The following is an 18099-nucleotide window of genomic DNA, read 5'->3' as shown; positions in this document are numbered from 1 at the left end:
TGTCTTGATAAGTAAGCCAAACCCCTTTACCAATACGAGCAATTATTCGTGAATGTATCCCCAAGTTTCTAATATTTTTTTCACTTCTTTTCCCATCTCACGTTGCACCTCCGATTCCCTCGTTCCACTAAAGGCACCATCGTTATAAACCCAAGGCAAAGGTGAGGAAGGAAAACCATCAGGTTGTCTTTCCGATACAATTAAGTCTTCTAAGTGTGTGATCGATCTTTGATACTCTAGCCCATACCTCCCAAAACGAACAGGAATCGTTTTTCCATTTCGCGAAAAACTAAAAAACGCACCGAGTTCAGGATTCACTGTTTTAAATACTAATTCTTCCCCTTGTGTAACCTTGGAAGGTTTAGATTCCTTCAGTAGGGAAATTGTTTTTGCCGAACCGGAATTCAGTTGGATAGCATCAGACACCTCCCAATCGTAAATGGAACCTTGGACATTCAAAGAAAGGTAGTCGCGGCAAATGGATTCAGAACAAGGAGGGATAATAATTCGTATGTTGTTTCGTTTTAAAAAATTTTCCCGACGAAAATCGTTCCTTGCTGTCTGCAAAAGACTTTCTCCTTCTGGGATCGGACTTAAGTTATTTTTTTCCTCTGGATCTTTTTTTAGATCATACAATTCTTCTGCCATTGTATGGGGTTCTCCGGCCGATGTTCGCCTAACAGTAGTAAAACCAGGATATCTACGAATGTATTTATAATTTTCCGTCCGAACCGATTCCGACATCCTACCTTCAGTATAAATAAACTTTTCTTTTGGGCAAATGTTTGTTATGCGAATGCAAGAAGAATAATTTACACCTTGGTAAGTGGAATTTTTTGGCAATAAATCTAAAAAACCTAAAATAGTGGGCGCCAGAGACAACAAAGAAGACTGCCCAGGAATTCGGATTTGTCCCCCACTGGATTCAGATTCCCTAGCCAAATTGGAGTCCAAATTTTCTCGTACAGACTTAGGAAGTTTAATAAAGTATGGGACGTTAATTTCCTCATCATAATGAGTTTCCCCATGACCAAACCGAGTTTGCATAATGAAATGATAACTATAATCATGGTGTGCGCTGAATAATTCCCCATGGTCGCCAGTGATAATAATCATGGTTTCCTCATAAGTACCTTCTTTTTTTAATGTTTCGATTAACCTGCCAATTTCACGATCGGTATAATGCATTTCGCCGAGATAACGTTGCACGGGAGATTCATACTTATAAAAAACATCTGAAGGTACAATGGAACGAACGGCAGTCATATCCTCAGGTGGTGGGGAATAAGAGGCATGCGGGGTATTCAAATTAAAATGTAAAAAATAGGGTTTGTTTTTGTATTCTGAAACAAATTGGATTGCCTTATTTGTGAGAACTTCGGTATCCACAATGTCCATTCCCACTTGAAAAGAGTTATGAAATCCCAAATCCAAACCCACTGTGGTGTAATCCAAAAAGAATACATTATTCATGATCGTTTGGGTAAAGTATCCGGCTTCCCGAAAGGTTTTGGCTAAGTTGTCTCTTTTTTTCCCATAATAAACTTTTCTTTGGTATGGTTTAGTCGAAAACCAAGAATTCCCCAAACCAAGGTTTGACGAATATTCCGAATGAAAAAAAGACATCATGGAAGGTTTAGTCCAATTTCCATTCGCAAATGGATTTTCGAAAAACACAGACTCCTTTGCCATTTTGTCCATCACCGGAGTGACCGAATATGGATACCCATAGGAACCAAAAAAATCCTTTCTTGCAGAATCAATCACGATAAGAATCACCGATTTGGGTTTGCCATCCTTTTGGTTTACCGAAGTTGATTTTTCTATCGGATATAACAAAGGTTCACCGACAAACAGATAACTATCTAAACTCTCCCAAACCAACCGAAGTGATCCCAATGCACCTACATCTAAAACTGCTTTTTTAGAAATCCACCTTTCTTTTGGTGATTGGCTAAGATCCCATTCTTGTAAAAGATTTTCTCCTGAATAAATTTTCAATTTCCCTGAAACTTGAGTTTGAAATTCGGTTCCACCTAACAACCCTACTAACGAAGAAAATTCATAATGTCCCGATGGGATTTTAAATTCATACTCTTGGCCCGGCGGGAAAAAAAGCGAATCCAAGGAATGGTTTAAAAAAATCTCTTTGTCTGTATTGAATGTAATTTGTGTATTTTCCCATTTGCGAGAGAGGGGAAGGTTACTTTGACGACCTGGATTTTTTTTCCAGTGGTAGGGTAATAAATCTTTGGATATCGAAATTTTGGATTTTGCATTTCGTAATTCCAAAACCAAATCCACAGGGAAACGTCTTTCCGATTTGTTCAAACAGCTGAAGAGACAAAAACAGATCGTCAGGGCGAAGGGAAGAGTCGCTCGCATATGGAACCAGTTTGGAAAACGTGTTTCCGACGAACAGGAAAAGTTCTTTCTTTTTAGGTTTCCATCGTCCACCGTTGACATCTATGAGTAATTGGGAACAAGCCTACTCCCGTGAGGAGTCTACCTTTCAAAATAAAGACGGTGGTAAAATTTATTACCAAATTTACCGACCTAAATCGGGAGTCAAACGTGTCCTTGTGGTCCACCATGGGATTGGGGAACACGGTGGCCGTTACAATTTTTTATTGGAGGCTATGGCAGAACGTAATTACGCCATTTACCTCATCGATTGCCGTGGTCATGGTAAATCCGATGGACGACGCGGGGTCATCACTCATTTTTCTGATTTTTTTGCCGACCTAAAAGAACTAATCGATATCGCCAAACGAAATGAAGGTGTCAGTAAAGTTACCTTACTTGGTCATTCTATGGGAGCAGCCATTACCTTCCTTTACACTGCCACTGATAACTACCAAAATGATTTGGATGCTTACATTTGTAGTGCACTTCCTATCAAAGTCAAAACAGACTTAGTGATGGATATTAAAAAAGCAGCGGGTGGTTTTTTAGCAAAAGCTTTGCCAACTCTCACCATTCCCACAGGTTTAAATGTAAATTTAATTTCGCGTGATAAGTCAGTAGTTGATGCTTATGTAAAAGACCCTTTAGTACATGGAAACGTATGTACTTACTTAGGTGACTATTTACTTAACTGTTACACCCTAACTTTAGAATCGGCAGCTAAAATCACAGTGCCAATATATATGTTCCACGGAAAAGAAGACCAAATTGCCCTTCCTGAAGGAACTACTGATGCTTTTGAAAGAGTGGCATCCAAAGATAAAACCATAAGACTTTTTGATGATTTATATCATGAAACCATGAACGAACTTCCTAAAGACAGAGCAATCGTCTTAAAAGAGTTAGTTGCTTGGATCGACAAACACTAAGGAGACAATGCCAATGGCAATAACAAAAGATATAGTTGGAAAAAAACTAGATCGTTTTGATTTCACAGTGGAACGAGGAAAGATCAAAGAATTCTGCCTCGCCATCAACGAAAAAAACCCAATCTATTTTGACGTAGAAGAAGCAAAAAAAGCAGGATACTCTGATGTTCCTGCTCCACCAACTTTCCCTACAGTCATTATGTTTTGGGGATACCCAAAGATTTGGAACGATATGGCGGAACTCGGTATCGACCTTTCCAAAATCCTTCACTTAAAAGAAGAGTATACGTATCATAAAATTCTGTATCCGGGCAAAGTGTACGCACAGTCCGAAATTTCTGATGTAAAATCAGGAAGAGCAGAAATCGTAACTTTCAGAACAACCATCTACGATGAAAAAGATGATCCTATCCTTTCAGCTGAGATGGCGATTTTCATTCGTAAGGATTAATACAAGGAGGCAAACAATGGCAAAAATCGAATTTGATAAAGTAGAAGTTGGTCAGACTCTTCCTCCACTTGATATCCCTGTGATCGAACATGCAAATTTAGTTCGTTATGCGGGAGCATCTGGAGATTTTAACCCCATTCACAACGATCCTGATTTCGCAAGAAAAGCAGGTCTTGATGGAACAATCTCCCATGGTATGTATGTTATGGCACAAGTAGGAAGACTTTGTACTTCTTGGGCTGACCAAAAAGACATCGCATATTTTGGTGTGACTTTTAAAGCTATGACTAAACTCGGCGAAAAACTCACTTGTGTGGGAACCATCAAAAAGAAATTTGAAAAAGATGGTAAAAAAACCGTAACAGTACTCGTAGAAGCAAAAAACGAAGCTGGCGAAGTAAAAGCCGGTGGGGATTTAGTCGTCAACGCAGTATAATTTAGAATTCTATTTCTTTCTGATTTTTAATACAAAATCAAATTGAAAATAGTTTCAAGAGCATCGGAGGAAACTTCGATGCTCTTTTATTTTATAAATACAATCTTCCTTTTTTTGGGGCACCTCGGAATGGATGGTATGTTTTTTCTCAAAAAGGAAGCCACATGCAACTGAAACATCCAGAGAAGATAGGACGTGTCACTGTACCAAACCATGGTTTGGGAAAAGAAGTTGATATTAAAACAGAAAAAAGTATCTTAAAACAAGCAGGGATTAGAAGAAGATGGGATTTCTTTACCAGATCCCAAAACGAATGTTATCTGGGTGGAAGTCTAACCCTACTCCAATTCTTCAAAAGGGATATCCAATACCTCAAACCCAGCACAATCCAAATAATCATAATGCCACCACTCGGTTTTGTTCACACGAAATCCATATTTGCTAAGCACTTGAATCAAAGTGGTTCGGTTTTTTAAAATTTCAGGATCAGAAACAGAGGCTTCGGCCCAGGCTTCTTTTCGAAACGAATCATATTCCGTTGGCATTATAAGTTCTTTTTTTGTTTTTTGATCTACCAAAGTTAAATCAATCGCGCAACCTTTGTTATGCCTCGATCCGTTTTTTGGGGAAGCTACATACCTTGTATCTCCGACAATTTCAAAAAATTTGACTGTTGCAGCGTACGGCCTGTAAGCATCAAAGATTTTAATCGAGTATCCAAGTTGTAAAAATTCGAGTTCAGCCCGAGCAAGTGCGTCTGCTACTGGTTTTCTGGCAAAGGCTTTGGCTTCCTTATAGATAACTTGTTTTGTGAAGTTATCGGGAGTCGCGTATTTAATATCTAAAGTAATGCCAGGAATTTTTTTTCCTAAGTTGATCAGCTCTTTATTTGGATTTTTCTGTATGGAAAGTTCGTAAGTCTTACGATCCAAAACATTGAGTTTGTTTTCCTTCGGTTGGGATACCAAAGATAAAAATGGAAATCCCAGACAAATGGTGGCAATCAATAATTTCATTTGGACTCCAAAAGGGGTTCATACATCATCCAGGCCGTATTTTCTGTAACCAACTCATCTTTCAAAATTTCTTTTGTATCTTTAGAAATCTTTTTTCTGCGAATTACGTTCCTTCTCGTATAACCTCCCCAAGGTTCTGCATGAAAACCGTGATAAGATTCATACACTTGGTAAAAATATGGGAATTCCAGATCGGTTAGCCATTCCCCTTTTAAATCATCATCCTCGATCCAAAGATGCAAAACAAAGGGTTGGTTCGTTGTATTTTTAATTTGCAGGTCAATATAATTATAAGATAAAGTGGCACCCGAACCAAAGGGTAAGGTCCTATTGGAATCGGGAAAAATATCAAAACTATGACGCCATCTCTCTTTCACTTCCAAAGGAGAATGTAAGGTCATCCAATAAATCAAATTGGCCATTTGGCATAGACCCCCTCCCGTCCTTTCGATAAAACTTCCATTCCGAAGTTGCATTCCAGGCAAATACCCTTTCCTTCTGGTGGGTTTTCCTACCAGATACCAAAAGGAAAACACTTGATTCGGCTCGAGAATAATTCCATCTAACTTTGAAATGGCGATATTCAAATTTACTATTTTGTTTTCTTGGAGATACATGGGGACATCTTTTAATTTACGGTAAATAGGAGATGCGTGTTTATAAATTGAAATAGGATATTTTTCTTTGGTTTCAATCGGAAGAACTCTTTTTGTAGCAAATGATTTATGTTCCCAAAACCAAATCAAATATCGTTTCCATTGAAAATATATTTTACCGAAAAATAAACGTAGGTGTCCTCGATGTATTTTTTCATTCATACCAAGGATTGATTTTTTTTTGAAACTAAAACCCATTCGTATGTTTTCTCTTTATAAAAATAGGACGTTCTTTATAAGGATTTTTCCAAGACTTCGCTACTTGTAGAAGTTTTGAATTTCGTTTTTCTAAAGACAAACGGTAGGTTTTCCAATCTTGTTCTTTCACTAGTTGATACTCACCTAACGGTTGCAGGAATGAAAAAATTGGTTTTTTATTTTCATCCTTACTGGACAATAGATTTTCATAACGAATTCCATACACCGCACGATAAATTTCAGTCCCTTCGGGTAATTCAGAAATGGCTTTTGTATCTGGCTCAAAAGAAAGGCAGTCTTTGTTAAATTGGAAATGGTAATATTCGCAGAACCCGTGGTGAGCCACAAGCAATCCAATGTTTGGTACAGAAGCCATTGATTCTCCCGGCATCCACATCGCTTCATAAGAATAACGAAATTGGTTAGGATTCATAAATAAAGTAAAAATCCAAAGCCCAGTACTTACCATCCAAATCAAAATTTGAAATACATTCCACTGGATAAAAATCTGAGTGAGTAAAATCAAACTCAATAGAATTCGGAATTGAATGTCAGCAAAATGAAGGATTGGAAATAATAATAACAATCCAAAAAAAGCCAAAGCCCTACGTAATTTATGGAACTTGGGTTCTGATGACCCAAAAATTAAAAAAAACCAATCCCATAGAATTCCAAGTCCAGCTAACGCAAATGCTGCGGACAAAGGATACATTTCTTTCTCACTGTAAAACCTTCCGCTTGGATCTTCAGGGAGTAAAATAGGAAGAAGAAATCCGAAACAGAAAATCAAAAGATAAAATTTTTCTGGAATTTGATACAGGATAAGAACTCCCAATCCCAGAAGGGCCACCATAGGATGAAACCAAAAACAAAATATAAAAAGGACCCCAGAGGCAATCCATCGCAGTGGGAATCGAAACAATGTGAAAGAAAAAGATGGAGATGATGGTGATGGTGTTGTTAAAAATAATGATGATATAGTTGGGATCGGAAATAAGAAACCGAAACTAAGAATTAAAAATCCTAATGCCCAACTTTGTTTAGGATATAAAAATCCCAATATAAAAATCAAAATACTCGGAATGAAATGGAATCTTTGGTTTAGTGTATCTTTTACTGAAAAAACTAAATACCTAGCAATAAAAAGTGAAATAATAAGCCAAACGGATGTTAGTATTTGGAAAACAAATAATGTTTCGTCGCTAATTCCAAAAATTCGAAATAAAAATGCGACTATATGATATACAGGTGAGTTGTCAGGTGAATGCAATTTCCCTGATTTTAATAGGGAAACTGCTTGGACACCATACCAATAAATATCCTTACCAAACAATGGAATTTAGTCAGTAATTTGGACTTTTTTGCCAATCATTTGTAATCCATTGGCGGACTTTTTGACTGTCAGTGTATCACCAAAGATAAGTGTAGATTTTTCTTCTGTAGTTTCTGCATAAGGGCTATTGGAATCTAAACTTTGTGTGACCACCTTGTGATCCCTTCCAAAAATTTTGATTTTGGCTTCGGTTGTATTGGCTTCCAGTAAAACCCAATTTCCATCTAATACTCGTTTTTCGGACACGTCGTCTTTCCAGATGACAAAGGAACCATTGGATCTAAATACATAATCCAAGCGGCCTTCCGATACATCTCCAAAAACGGCTTTGTTTACGAAACCAGAAAGGATGGTATTTTTTGTTTTCGAAAGAACAGACCTTTTGAATTCATCTGCATTTTTATCGACTACAGTAAATCGTTTTCCTTTTTCACCAAGTAATATGATTTCAGCAATGACAGTATCTTTCCAGGTTTTTCCAGGACGCACTTTTTGAATGGAAAATTTAAACTTTTTTCCGGAAAGGGTTTTTGGAAAAAAAATTCTTTGACCGCCTTGTTTGTCTGCCACTTTGATCGAAAAAGAATCTGAATCATTCGATACGAGTAACTCTGTCACAGATCCATTTTTATGAAAAAGTGCATCCAATCTCTGATAACCGTTAAAAATTTCAATTCCAGATAAATCAATGTTATCCTCTAATTGTATTTCAAAGGATTCGCCAACGCCATCTGTGGGAACTCCTTCTACCCAAGCAAAATCAATACTACCATCAAACAAACTATATGCGGGATAATTCGGAAGTGTACTACTCGCAGTGACTTGTCCTGTGATAGGTTCCGGATATAATACATCTAATTTTTTTCCATTTTGAAAAAAGGAAACCGTTTTGATTCCATTGGCAGAATCTGGTAATAAATAAATAACATGAACCCCGTTGGATTTTATTTTTTGAGGTGTATCTTTGGTGCAGTCGAAATTTGTCGCATAACTTCCATCCTTATAAAAAGCTACGTATCCTTTTTTTTCTTGGCATTCGATTGCAATTTCATTAAAAAAAGCACGACCATCTGTTTTTCCAGATTGGTTCCATTTGGCACCATTGGAAAAAAATATGGTTATCCCGTCTAAACTGGTTTCCGGTTTCCAGTATTTGCCCGAAATAAATACGTTAATGGGGCTTGTACCATCCGCAGAAGAGGCAGCTTGGATTCGTTCAATGACGATGGATTTTTCAATCGGGCTATTTTTACAAAACAAAACAAGGAGAGCCAAAAGAGTCAGGATAATTTTTTTCAAAGGTTGTACCTCGGCAGATACAAAGAATCCAAAACTCTTTCGACTGAGACAAGTAAAAAATTGACCGACCTTAGATCATCCCACCAAATACTTTTTTAAGTTCTTCACTTCGCATAGCACCAGAAATGCGATGTATCTCTTTCCCATTTTTAAACAATATCATGGTAGGGATTCCCGTGATGCCATACCTACCAGCTATATCTTGTTTTTCATCGGTATTGATTTTGATGATGGAAACTTTTCCTTTCCAATCCTTCGCCAATTTTTCCAGTTCTGGAGCTACCATTTTACAAGGGCCACACCAGGGAGCCCAAAAATCGACTAAAATTGGTTTATCATGTGTCCGAACCAATTCTTCAAAACTTTTTGGTAAATTTTCTGACATAGATCCATCTCCTAACTCTTAGACGGATATACCCTGGCGGGTATATCAATGAATTTGATTTTTTTCCGAATTCATGTGTTTACGATAAGGCTAGTAAGAACACTCTGTTTTTTGATTCTAAAACAAATCGATGGATTCAAAACCTTGTAACAACTGGATTTCTATTTTCTGTCCTTCCGATCGTTTTAAAATGGATTTCATATTGGCATCAAAATCATCTCCCAATTGAAGATTGGGTTCCAGAGGTTCTGAAAGTGGTTTGAAAAAATTGTCCCAGTGAATAGGAATCAATACTTTCGGTTTTAACGTTTGTACGGTTTGTTTGTAATACTCATCTTGGAAAGAAATGGGTTGCAGAGAAATTTGAGCGATTCCCAAAAACAAAACATCAACATTGAGTTTGTCAAAAGCTCCTTCTACAAAGTTTGTACTACTTTTGATTAAAATTTTATTTTTTCCATGTTGGATGTAAAAATCAAATGTCCCTCCTTCTATAAAATCCATAGCTTTCACTGGTTGGATGAGAGGAGTATCAATGTTGGGATGATTGGGATCGGTGGCATTCGTTTTTCCCAGAATTTTGAAAGGCGGAGTGTGTTTGGATTCCAAAACAGTGACTGTAAACTTTCCAATGGAGATGGGTTTTCCAAGTTCAAACTTTTGCATTTGGTTTTGGGTAAGCCCAGCACCAATTCCTACATTGAGAGTGGAAGAAGAACCATATAATTTTGAATTTGTTTGTTTGGCGACAAACGGAGCATCCAACACGTGATCATAATGTGAATGACAGACAAAACTCCCTTTATGCGATTCATTTTTGTTTTTTCGATCACTGACAAAACAGTCGTTGGATCTGATTCAATTTTGGAAAATGCTGTTTTCCATAAAGAAGGCCTAGAGAAAAATCCATCGGTTAAAATTTGAGTTTCTCCATCATCTAACAGAATCGAAGAAGTTCCTAAAAATGTGGCCCTAACTTTTCCTTTTTGAATGAGGTTTGTTCCACTATGATGCGGGAAGTAAGAATCATAATTGGTTAAATTTCCTGAGGGACGAAGAAAACAATGAGAACTAAATAGAATCAGTAAGAGAAAGATTCCAAGTTTTGAAATTTTTTGGAGATGGAATGGATTGGTCTTTTTTGCCATAACTAGTAAAATTCTGACAAAGAAACGGGGGTGGCAAACCTTTTCTAGATTGGTATAAGGTTGGATTTTTAGCGAGAGGGATTTGCAGGACTTGGTCTCTGGTGGGCACTTGGTGCACAACCAGAGACGGGAGCGAACGCGGACTCCGGAAAAGCCCGGGCCCTTGGGCCTCGCCCATACAAAAACAAACAAACAAATCATTGTTAGGAAAAGATTCTTTAGATTTTGTTTATCACTGTTGAAAAAAACTGAAGTCTAAAGTTCATTATGAAATCGATCAATCCAGAATTACCTGTTGTTGTTACGGGAGGATCAGGATATATCGCCTCCTGGATCGTCAAATATTTGTTAGAAGATGGAAAATCAGTAAGAGCCACTGTTCGCAGCTTAAAAGACAATTCCAAAATCCAACATTTATTAGAATTAAAAGAAAAGTTCAAAGACAAACTTAGTTTATTTGAAGCAGATCTTATGTTGGATGGAAGTTTTGATAAAGCCATAGAAGGTGTCGAACTTGTGATCCATACAGCGTCTCCGTTTTTTGTTGCAGGAGTCAAAGATCCCCAAAAACAATTGATAGATCCAGCATTACAAGGAACTAAAAACGTTCTTGAATCTTGTAATCGCAATTCTTCTGTTAAACGAGTTGTTTTAACATCAAGTGTGGCTGCCATTTATGGAGATAACATTGATTCTTTACAAGTTCCAAATCAAACCTTTACCGAAAAACATTGGAATACAACAAGTAGCCTTACACACCAACCGTATGCCTATTCTAAAACATTGGCTGAAAAAGAAGCATGGGATATTCAAAAGAAACAATCTCGTTGGGATTTAGTTGTGATTAATCCTTCTTTTGTAATGGGACCTTCTCTTTCCAAACGAATGGATGGAACGAGTGTCGAGTTTATGAAAAATATGTTGAAGGGAGTTTTTCGCACAGGTGTCCCAGATACAAAAATGGGATATGTGGATGTAAGAGATGTTGCCAAGGCTCATATTTTAGCAGGATTTACCCCAGAAGCGGAAGGAAGACATATCACTTCTTCTGAAGTAATACCGATGTTAGGTGTTGCAAAAATTATTAAAGAAAAATTTGGAAACAAATATTCTGTTCCCACTGGAACTCTACCAAAGTTCCTTGTGTATTTAATTGGTCCGTTTTTTGGATTATCTTGGGGATACACAAAAAATAATATTGGCCAACCGCTTCACTTAAACAATGAATTTAGCAAAACGAATTTAGGATTAACCTATCGTCCGTTAACTGAAACTTTTACAGATCATGTAATTCAAATGGAACGTTCGGGATTGTTATAAGATATAATTTACATCCTTTTTGGATTATGGTGAAACTACGAAGTTTTCTTAAGAATTTTTGACGAGATTCGTTTCCCAAAAGACAAACGTTAGATTTTATGGTAGGAGTTGGGCCGGGAATGAACCCCCACAAGCCCGCCTCCACCACCCATTCAGGGTGGGGGCTGAGATTTAAAGCACACGAGACATAATATGCAAGCTTTGCTTTCCCATCCGTTCCAACAAATTGAATTTTTACAATCGGGGACAGTTAAACAACAGGCATTGGCAAAGGATTTAGAAGATTGGAAAATTCTAAAATCATTATATGGCTTCAAACCGACTCTCGCTGGTACGATTCCTTTAAATATCGACACAGATTCTAGCGATGTCGATATCTTAGTAAAATTTAATATCCCTGCCCATTTACAAAAGATTTGTTATGCTAAGTTTCGAAACTTGCCAAATTATAGTTTTTCTGAAAAAACAATCGCACTTCGTGTTACTTTGATTTGTCGATTTGAAACCAAAAATTTTTGTTATGAAATCTTTGGACAATCAGTAGAACCAACAGAACAATATGCATGGATTCATATGATGGTGGAAAATCGGTTTTTGCGAATTGCGGATCCAACTTTCCGAGAAGAAATTCGTAACTTAAAGAAATTAGGTATCAAAACTGAACCAGCGTTTTGTAAAGTTTTAGATTTAAAAGGGGATCCTTATAAGACCCTACTCCAATGGAATCAGAAAACCGATGAACAGTTTCGAGAGTTATTATTACAAAGAGGATATCAAACCATTCCAAATTGACGAAAGGTTAAATTAATCCTTGGACGTTTGACCTTCATTGCTTTGGGAAGAGAATGTAACCAAAACCTTTGAATGACATCTTTCATTAAAAGTAAACTTCCATGTTCTAACTGTAATTCCACTGGCTCTTTTGTTTTTTTATGTTTGAAACGAAAGATTCGTTCGGCTCCCAAACTCACAGAGGCAATGGTAGAATTAGGACGTAAAGAAGTTTCATCATCACTATGCCAAGCCATCCCTTCACTTCCATCATGGTATAAATTCAAAAGACAGGAATTGAATTTTTCATTGGACGCAATCTCTACTTTAGATTTTAATTCTAAAAGGTCAGGTGACCAAGGTAAGGCAGTTTTGGTAGTTCCTGAATACCGGTAAGAAAAACCTTTTTCCGCATACCAAGCCACACTTCGTTTGGTGGTAATGTGTTTTCCATAGAGAATGGCCTCGTCCGGTTTCCATTCGATTCCTTCTAGTAACGAGTAAAATGTCCGATTTGCTTCCTCTGTAGGGAGAAAATCAAAGATGTACAACAAAACCCCGTCATAAGGTAAAAGATTTTCTGATTCAGTTCTTTGGAATAAATGCATGGATTTCGAAATCGGCTATTTTTTAAAAAGTAAGCCACTGTTATTTTTCTCCGACTGACCATAGAAATCCAATGAAAATCGATACCGACTGGCAAAACCGTCTAAAATTTTAGTTGGTTTCCCTTGGAGACCAAGGAATCTATACTCGTATGACCCCAACACGCACGATTCAATCTTTTATCGACTCTAAAAAGGAAAACCAATCTCCTTCACAAGAAGTCTGGAACTCACTAAAAGGTTACAGAAAGTGGAACGAACCAGAACTCATTGGTCTAAGAAATGCCTCTGGTTATTATCCTGATATTTATTTTGAAGAAGGAATGGATGAAACCATAGCCAAACTACTAGCAAAATTCAAAGAGAGAGTTGTTCCGCATAAATTTTAATGAATCCAAGCACCCCTAAAGTTTTATACCAAGAAGCAAATCCCTACGGTTCTTTTACTGCCTTTTTAGAAGATGATGGAAGAACAATTTACTTATACTTACAATCACATAACAACCCTGAGTGGCCCATGAAAACACTTTGGGTGCGTAACTTAATTGATGCCCCCGACGCACGTGTGGAGGAAGATTTTGATGCCGGTCTTGCCCCAGTACTCACAAAATCTGAAATTACCGATCCAACTGCACAAAGTTCACTCACTGAAGATCAAATTCATTTTATTTGGTCTGAAGAAGGTGATGCCGTGGCCTTGTTTGTGGATGAGGAACTACAAGCGTATCTTCCGTCTTGGTCAGGGATTAAAGGAATTCATGGGTATGCAAAGTTTGCAAAAGAAGAAGCTCCTACTGCCTCTCCCCTTGGTGATCCAGAAAACGGTGTGATTGCTGAACGAGTGCAGGCGAATCGAAAATTTTGGGAATCTGTTGCAAAAAAAGATCATTGGAAGAACGCACAAAAACTAAGATTGGATTTTTTAGAATCTAAACTTGGCAAACATGAAAAGTATTGGTCTGCTGATGGAGGAAAGTATCCTTCACTTGGAATTGCTTCTTTTTTACCCAAAGAATTTCCAGGGATCAAAATCTTTTCTACCATTGGGATGAGTGTGCAAAACCAACCATCCATTGAACTCTATCATAAAGATTATGAAAACTTTTCAAGGATCGAACTTGTATTTGCCATTCAACTTCTAAAAGATACAGAAGATAAATCAGAAACATGGATCCAACATGTTCTGGGTGAGATGGTAAAGTTCCCTTGGAACACAGGAATTTGGTTTGGGCATTCACATACCATTCAAAATCCAAGAAAAGATCCCGACCAACTCTATCTAGACTTCAACTGGTTCGTTCTACGTAACGTCACAGAGGAAATAGAGCAAGGTTCGAAGGAATCACTACCAATCCTTCACGGACTCATCACAGAGAATGGGAAACGTGCTAATTTTCTTGTATTAACTCCCATTGCCACTGAAGAACGAATTTGTTTTATGCGAGAAGGTTCTGCCAAATTTTGGGAGACATGGAAAAAAGAAGGGTATGGTTTCTTTCACGACAGCGAACGAAGGATGTTAGAATTCTAATTTTCTAGAATTTAAATTTAAAAAAAATCCGATTCAAACTCTAAAATCTGACCGTTACTCTAAATGATATGGCAGAGACGTATACAAAGTACTTCAATTTAGAGTTTGAACCCTTTTCTTTAGAACGAATCCTCGAAGAAAGGCAAGATTCTTCCGGATTTTTCCTCTCTACCGTATTCCAAAAGCGGTTTTCAGAAGAAGTGAACCTAAAACGTCACGAAGATCAGAAACTTTGGATCCAAACAAAGAATTTGCGTTACGTTGTTTTAGATGGGATTCAGAAAATTTCTGATGAAAATGGAAGACTCGAACCAACCAATATCCTCTACTTACTTGTATTTTTTGATTTTAATTCCATCACTGAGTATGGTTTCGAAGATGTATGCAACGTACTAATGAAACGATATGATCTTCCTTCTCTTATCTTAAAAATGCCTGATACGGACCATTTAGAGATCTGGGGTAAGGACCATTCACGTAAAAGTTATAAAAACGTAGTGCATCCTAACATCGAATCACTAATGAAAGCACTCTTTGATTCGATCAACAAGAAGGATCATTTCCAATTTATTGGTATGGAAAGAGCCAATTTAGAAAAAAAATCAGGGTTTTTGATGAGTCGAAGGGGTTTTACAAGGGCAATTGCCTAATTTTTCTTAAGAACATACCCCTTTAAATGAAAAAACCCGCAGGTCTTGCGGGTTTACACAAATCTTACTTCGATAAATCGAAGGAAGAATTAAATCTAAGTTATTTCTTAGATTTTTTCTTTGCAGCTTTTTTCTTAGCGGCTTTCTTTTTTGCGGCTTTCTTTTTAGCAACCATTGTGATCGTCCTTATCTTTTGATTTCAAATCACGGCTGTCCTTGGCAAACAGAGAGTGAATTGATACGACATAATTAAATCAGATCATTTTAAATGTAAAGAAATTTTATTTTTTGCATGAATTTTTATTCAAAATAAAAAAACAGACTAATACTCATTCTACGGAACATTGATGACGATCTTACCGATTGTTTGTCCCGATTGAAATGTACGGAGTGCATCATGTATCGAATCAAACGTAAACTCATGTCCTATTGTTTGTTTTGGTAGTGATAACATCATTAAATCGGAAAAATGTTTTCGAAGTTCATCAATTTCATTCCACAACCATATTAAATTGAATCCCATCACCGATTTATTGTCAGAAATCATGGATAATGGATCAATTTTTGGTCTAGTGAGGTAAGAATATGCGATTGATAACCAATTTCGGTATGAATGTGATGGTGTGAAGTTCGCACTACCATAAGTAACAAGCCTTCCCATTGGTGCTAAGAGATCATAACTGTCCTGAAAATAACGACCACCTAAACATTCTAAAACTATTTTTAACGGATGACCTGATAAAATTTTCTGCATCTCTTGTTTAAACTGTGAAGACCTAATGAGAAAATAATCATAACCAACCTCTTTTAAGATCGGAAACTTAACGGAATCACCTACAAGACCAATGGTGATTGCTTTTTTTTTCTTCGCAATGTGACCTGCCATGATTCCCACACCACCTGCAGCACTATGAATGAGAACATGATCACCTTCTTTCACTTGTCCGAGTGGAACCAGTGCATAGTAAGCAGTGAGTGCTTGTACAGAAAAAGCTGCACCATCTTGCATTGACCAACTCTTAGGAAGTGCAAATACAGTTTTTTCTGAAATGTTAAGATGTGTTGTATAAGCACCAAAACGAGTGACACCAAACACAGAGTCGCCAACTTCAAAATCCTTCACTTTTTCGCCTATTTTCACGATTTTTCCCGCAAATTCCAAACCAGGAATGAAACTTCCTTTGGGTGTTGCAGAGTACAAACCATAAATCGAAAATACATCAGCGAAATTAAGTCCAATGGCTTTCACTTCAATGGTAACTTCATCTCCTTCAGGTGGCCTTAAAGGTTCAGTTTTACGATGAAGGTTGTCGATAGATCCGGTTTTTTCGATGCGGTAGACTTCTCTTAACATAATATCTTAAAAAAAATTCAATTCCATAACGATGAAACCATTTTTCAATGGTTTTAGAGTCTGATTGAGAGAAAGCCGTGGAACTAAAACAAACCCCTTTACATAGTATTCATAAAGAAATGGGAGCCAAGATGGTTCCTTTTGGCGGATGGGACATGCCAGTACAATATACTGGAATCATCCAAGAACATTTAGCCACAAGATCGGCTGCGGGACTCTTTGATGTTTCCCATATGGGTGAGATTTTTGTCACCGGAGATGAAACCGATGTTCTTTCTTTCTTAGAATCAGTCACTTGCAACACTATCTCCGGGATGAAAGTAGGCCAAGTGCAATACAATGCAGTGGTAAATGAAGCTGGTGGACTTGTAGATGATATCACTGTTTATAAATTCAGTGAATCAAAGTATATGATTTGTTCTAATGCATCCAACTATCCTGCTGTCACAAAACATTTAGAAACATATAAAAAAGGAAACGTTACTGTTGTTGATGATAGTAAAAACTGGCATCAAATTGCATTACAAGGCCCAAAAGCCGATGAAATTTTTTCTAAGTATCTTGGTAAGGACTTAAGTTCTATCCTATATTATCATTTTGAAGAAATGAATTGGAAAGGTGAAACTATCATCGTATCTCGCACTGGTTATACGGGAGAGGATGGATTTGAAATTTACACTTCAAATGCACTCGGTGTCACGCTCTGGAAAGAATTATTAGAAATTGGAAAAGAATTTGGTTTGGTTCCCGTAGGTCTTGGCGCACGCGACACACTGAGACTGGAAGCAAAATACCCGCTGTATGGTCATGAACTGAATGCAGAATGGACTCCTGTAGAATCAGGAATCAACTTTATTGTGAAAGAAAAACCAGTCTCTTACTTGGGATATACACGGATCATCGCAGACAAAAAGAATGGCCCCAAACGAAAAGTTGTGGGGATTCGCCTGATGGAACCAGGGGTTTTACGAGAAAATTTCCCCATTTTTTCTAGCGAAGGGAAAGAAATTGGAAAATCTACCTCGGGAACTCACTCACCCAGCCGGAAAGAATCCCTAGGACTTGCCATTCTCGATACTGAATTCGCAAAAAACCAGATGGAAGTATTTGTGGAGATTCGTGGACAAAAGAAATTGGCTAAAGTGGAGACTGGTGCTTTCATCCAAGGCAGTGTTCGAAACAATCGCTAACCGAAAGTAAAAAGGAATAGGAAAAATCATGGCAGATACACAAGCAAAAGACGGATATTATTATACGGAAAAACATGAATGGGTGAAAGTCGAAGGGGAAGTGGCTCTTATCGGAATCACTGACTTTGCACAAAATGCACTGGGTGATATTGTCTTCATTGACCTCCCGAAACCTGGAAAACAAATCAAAGCAAAAGACAGTCTTGGAACCATTGAATCCGTAAAGGCCGCAGAAGATTTGTATTCACCCATTTCTGGCGAAGTGTTAGAAACCAATGCAAGTCTCGGTTCCAATCCAGCAGCAGTGAATGCGGAACCATTTGATACTTGGATGGTAAAATTAAAAAACATCCAAACATCTGAACTCGGAAATCTTTTATCCGCAGCACAATACAAAGAATACGTATCTAAATTAGATTAA

General features: G+C 37.5%; 19 protein-coding genes and 2 pseudogenes. 12 read left to right on the top strand and 9 right to left on the bottom strand.

What is annotated here, in order from left to right:
* Nucleotides 1–42: 42 nt before the first annotated feature.
* Entirely contained in the window at nt 43–2457 is a 2415-nt protein-coding gene (locus tag EHR07_RS12995; protein ID WP_135746284.1) for a sulfatase family protein, read from the bottom strand.
* Nucleotides 2458–2468: 11 nt separating this feature from the next.
* Between EHR07_RS12995 and EHR07_RS12990 the strand changes: the two genes are divergently transcribed.
* From EHR07_RS12990 to EHR07_RS19280, 4 genes and pseudogenes are all read left to right on the top strand, one after another.
* Complete coding sequence (locus EHR07_RS12990) at nt 2469–3335, top strand: alpha/beta hydrolase (protein ID WP_135745462.1); 867 nt, start codon at nt 2469–2471, stop codon at nt 3333–3335.
* A 13-nt stretch (nt 3336–3348) separates the two neighbouring features.
* Nucleotides 3349–3786 carry an FAS1-like dehydratase domain-containing protein gene (locus EHR07_RS12985; protein ID WP_135573291.1) on the top strand — a complete coding sequence of 146 codons (438 nt, stop codon included), beginning with the start codon at nt 3349–3351 and terminating at the stop codon, nt 3784–3786.
* Between the two features lie 16 nt (nt 3787–3802).
* Nucleotides 3803–4222 (top strand): MaoC/PaaZ C-terminal domain-containing protein, encoded by a 420-nt coding sequence (locus tag EHR07_RS12980; RefSeq protein WP_135745461.1) that lies wholly within the window; start codon nt 3803–3805, stop codon nt 4220–4222.
* A 29-nt stretch (nt 4223–4251) separates the two neighbouring features.
* Nucleotides 4252–4485: pseudogene (locus EHR07_RS19280) on the top strand (type II toxin-antitoxin system HicA family toxin); the annotation flags it as partial.
* A gap of 75 nt (nt 4486–4560) precedes the next feature.
* Here the strand turns inward: EHR07_RS19280 and EHR07_RS12970 are convergent.
* The 6 genes and pseudogenes from EHR07_RS12970 to EHR07_RS12945 form a co-directional block, all read right to left on the bottom strand.
* Nucleotides 4561–5238, bottom strand: a complete 678-nt coding sequence (locus EHR07_RS12970; protein WP_135745460.1) for a M15 family metallopeptidase — start codon at nt 5236–5238, stop codon at nt 4561–4563.
* Nucleotides 5235–6092, bottom strand: coding sequence for a VanW family protein (locus tag EHR07_RS12965; RefSeq protein ID WP_135745459.1), 858 nt, complete (start codon nt 6090–6092; stop codon nt 5235–5237). The genes EHR07_RS12970 and EHR07_RS12965 overlap by 4 nt, the downstream gene beginning before the upstream one ends.
* Complete coding sequence (locus EHR07_RS19355) at nt 6082–7425, bottom strand: hypothetical protein (RefSeq protein WP_135745458.1); 1344 nt, start codon at nt 7423–7425, stop codon at nt 6082–6084. The genes EHR07_RS12965 and EHR07_RS19355 overlap by 11 nt, the downstream gene beginning before the upstream one ends.
* A gap of 6 nt (nt 7426–7431) precedes the next feature.
* Nucleotides 7432–8724: a discoidin domain-containing protein gene (locus tag EHR07_RS12955; RefSeq protein WP_135745457.1), complete on the bottom strand. Its 1293-nt coding sequence runs from the start codon at nt 8722–8724 to the stop codon at nt 7432–7434.
* Nucleotides 8725–8794: 70 nt separating this feature from the next.
* Entirely contained in the window at nt 8795–9109 is a 315-nt protein-coding gene (gene trxA / locus EHR07_RS12950) for a thioredoxin (RefSeq protein ID WP_135745456.1), read from the bottom strand.
* A gap of 117 nt (nt 9110–9226) precedes the next feature.
* Nucleotides 9227–10257: pseudogene (locus tag EHR07_RS12945) on the bottom strand (MBL fold metallo-hydrolase).
* Nucleotides 10258–10524: 267 nt separating this feature from the next.
* Between EHR07_RS12945 and EHR07_RS12940 the strand changes: the two are divergent.
* Both EHR07_RS12940 and EHR07_RS12930 read left to right on the top strand, forming a co-directional pair.
* Complete coding sequence (locus EHR07_RS12940; protein WP_135745455.1) at nt 10525–11577, top strand: SDR family oxidoreductase; 1053 nt, start codon at nt 10525–10527, stop codon at nt 11575–11577.
* Nucleotides 11578–11769: 192 nt separating this feature from the next.
* Nucleotides 11770–12369, top strand: coding sequence for a DUF4269 domain-containing protein (locus EHR07_RS12930; RefSeq protein WP_135745454.1), 600 nt, complete (start codon nt 11770–11772; stop codon nt 12367–12369).
* Here the strand turns inward: EHR07_RS12930 and EHR07_RS12925 are convergent.
* Nucleotides 12351–12956: an alpha-ketoglutarate-dependent dioxygenase AlkB family protein gene (locus EHR07_RS12925; protein WP_135745453.1), complete on the bottom strand. Its 606-nt coding sequence runs from the start codon at nt 12954–12956 to the stop codon at nt 12351–12353. The genes EHR07_RS12930 and EHR07_RS12925 overlap by 19 nt on opposite strands.
* Nucleotides 12957–13105: 149 nt before the next feature.
* Here EHR07_RS12925 and EHR07_RS12920 point away from each other — a divergent pair, with 149 nt between their 5' ends.
* The 4 genes from EHR07_RS12920 (at nt 13106) to EHR07_RS19105 (ending at nt 15331) form a co-directional block, all read left to right on the top strand.
* On the top strand, nt 13106–13342 hold the full coding sequence (locus EHR07_RS12920; RefSeq protein ID WP_135745452.1) for a hypothetical protein: 237 nt from the start codon (nt 13106–13108) through the stop codon (nt 13340–13342).
* Complete coding sequence (locus tag EHR07_RS12915; protein WP_135745451.1) at nt 13342–14484, top strand: suppressor of fused domain protein; 1143 nt, start codon at nt 13342–13344, stop codon at nt 14482–14484. Before EHR07_RS12920 ends, EHR07_RS12915 begins: the two co-directional genes overlap by 1 nt.
* 68 nt (nt 14485–14552) lie before the next feature.
* Nucleotides 14553–15134, top strand: a complete 582-nt coding sequence (locus EHR07_RS12910) for a hypothetical protein (RefSeq protein WP_135745450.1) — start codon at nt 14553–14555, stop codon at nt 15132–15134.
* Between the two features lie 26 nt (nt 15135–15160).
* A complete protein-coding gene (locus EHR07_RS19105) occupies nt 15161–15331 on the top strand; it encodes a hypothetical protein (RefSeq protein WP_167483373.1) in 171 nt (56 codons plus the stop codon).
* A gap of 137 nt (nt 15332–15468) precedes the next feature.
* Here EHR07_RS19105 and EHR07_RS12905 read toward each other — a convergent pair whose 3' ends face one another.
* Entirely contained in the window at nt 15469–16488 is a 1020-nt protein-coding gene (locus EHR07_RS12905) for a synaptic vesicle VAT-1 family membrane protein (protein ID WP_135745449.1), read from the bottom strand.
* 77 nt (nt 16489–16565) lie between these two features.
* Here EHR07_RS12905 and gcvT point away from each other — a divergent pair, with 77 nt between their 5' ends.
* Nucleotides 16566–17678, top strand: coding sequence for a glycine cleavage system aminomethyltransferase GcvT (gcvT, locus tag EHR07_RS12900; protein ID WP_135745448.1), 1113 nt, complete (start codon nt 16566–16568; stop codon nt 17676–17678).
* 28 nt (nt 17679–17706) lie between these two features.
* The gene (gene gcvH / locus EHR07_RS12895; RefSeq protein WP_135573248.1) at nt 17707–18099 is read left to right on the top strand and encodes a glycine cleavage system protein GcvH; all 393 of its coding nucleotides are present in this window, start codon (nt 17707–17709) and stop codon (nt 18097–18099) included.

The sequence above is a fragment of the Leptospira bandrabouensis genome, assembly GCF_004770905.1.
GTDB classification, from domain to species: domain Bacteria; phylum Spirochaetota; class Leptospiria; order Leptospirales; family Leptospiraceae; genus Leptospira_A; species Leptospira_A bandrabouensis.
This window is presented reverse-complemented; position numbering and strand designations above follow the sequence as displayed.

What these genes read in the sequence shown, in the direction of transcription:
- EHR07_RS12990 (WP_135745462.1), top strand. Translation starts at nt 2,469, where the DNA reads ATGAGTAATTGGGAACAAGCCTACTCCCGTGAGGAGTCTACCTTTCAA.
- EHR07_RS12985 (WP_135573291.1), top strand. Translation starts at nt 3,349, where the DNA reads ATGGCAATAACAAAAGATATAGTTGGAAAAAAACTAGATCGTTTTGAT.
- EHR07_RS12980 (WP_135745461.1), top strand. Translation starts at nt 3,803, where the DNA reads ATGGCAAAAATCGAATTTGATAAAGTAGAAGTTGGTCAGACTCTTCCT.
- EHR07_RS12970 (WP_135745460.1), bottom strand. Translation starts at nt 5,238, where the DNA reads ATGAAATTATTGATTGCCACCATTTGTCTGGGATTTCCATTTTTATCT.
- EHR07_RS12965 (WP_135745459.1), bottom strand. Translation starts at nt 6,092, where the DNA reads ATGGGTTTTAGTTTCAAAAAAAAATCAATCCTTGGTATGAATGAAAAA.
- trxA (WP_135745456.1), bottom strand. Translation starts at nt 9,109, where the DNA reads ATGTCAGAAAATTTACCAAAAAGTTTTGAAGAATTGGTTCGGACACAT.
- EHR07_RS12940 (WP_135745455.1), top strand. Translation starts at nt 10,525, where the DNA reads ATGAAATCGATCAATCCAGAATTACCTGTTGTTGTTACGGGAGGATCA.
- EHR07_RS12930 (WP_135745454.1), top strand. Translation starts at nt 11,770, where the DNA reads ATGCAAGCTTTGCTTTCCCATCCGTTCCAACAAATTGAATTTTTACAA.
- EHR07_RS12925 (WP_135745453.1), bottom strand. Translation starts at nt 12,956, where the DNA reads ATGCATTTATTCCAAAGAACTGAATCAGAAAATCTTTTACCTTATGAC.
- EHR07_RS12920 (WP_135745452.1), top strand. Translation starts at nt 13,106, where the DNA reads ATGACCCCAACACGCACGATTCAATCTTTTATCGACTCTAAAAAGGAA.
- EHR07_RS12915 (WP_135745451.1), top strand. Translation starts at nt 13,342, where the DNA reads ATGAATCCAAGCACCCCTAAAGTTTTATACCAAGAAGCAAATCCCTAC.
- EHR07_RS12910 (WP_135745450.1), top strand. Translation starts at nt 14,553, where the DNA reads ATGGCAGAGACGTATACAAAGTACTTCAATTTAGAGTTTGAACCCTTT.
- EHR07_RS19105 (WP_167483373.1), top strand. Translation starts at nt 15,161, where the DNA reads ATGAAAAAACCCGCAGGTCTTGCGGGTTTACACAAATCTTACTTCGAT.
- EHR07_RS12905 (WP_135745449.1), bottom strand. Translation starts at nt 16,488, where the DNA reads ATGTTAAGAGAAGTCTACCGCATCGAAAAAACCGGATCTATCGACAAC.
- gcvH (WP_135573248.1), top strand. Translation starts at nt 17,707, where the DNA reads ATGGCAGATACACAAGCAAAAGACGGATATTATTATACGGAAAAACAT.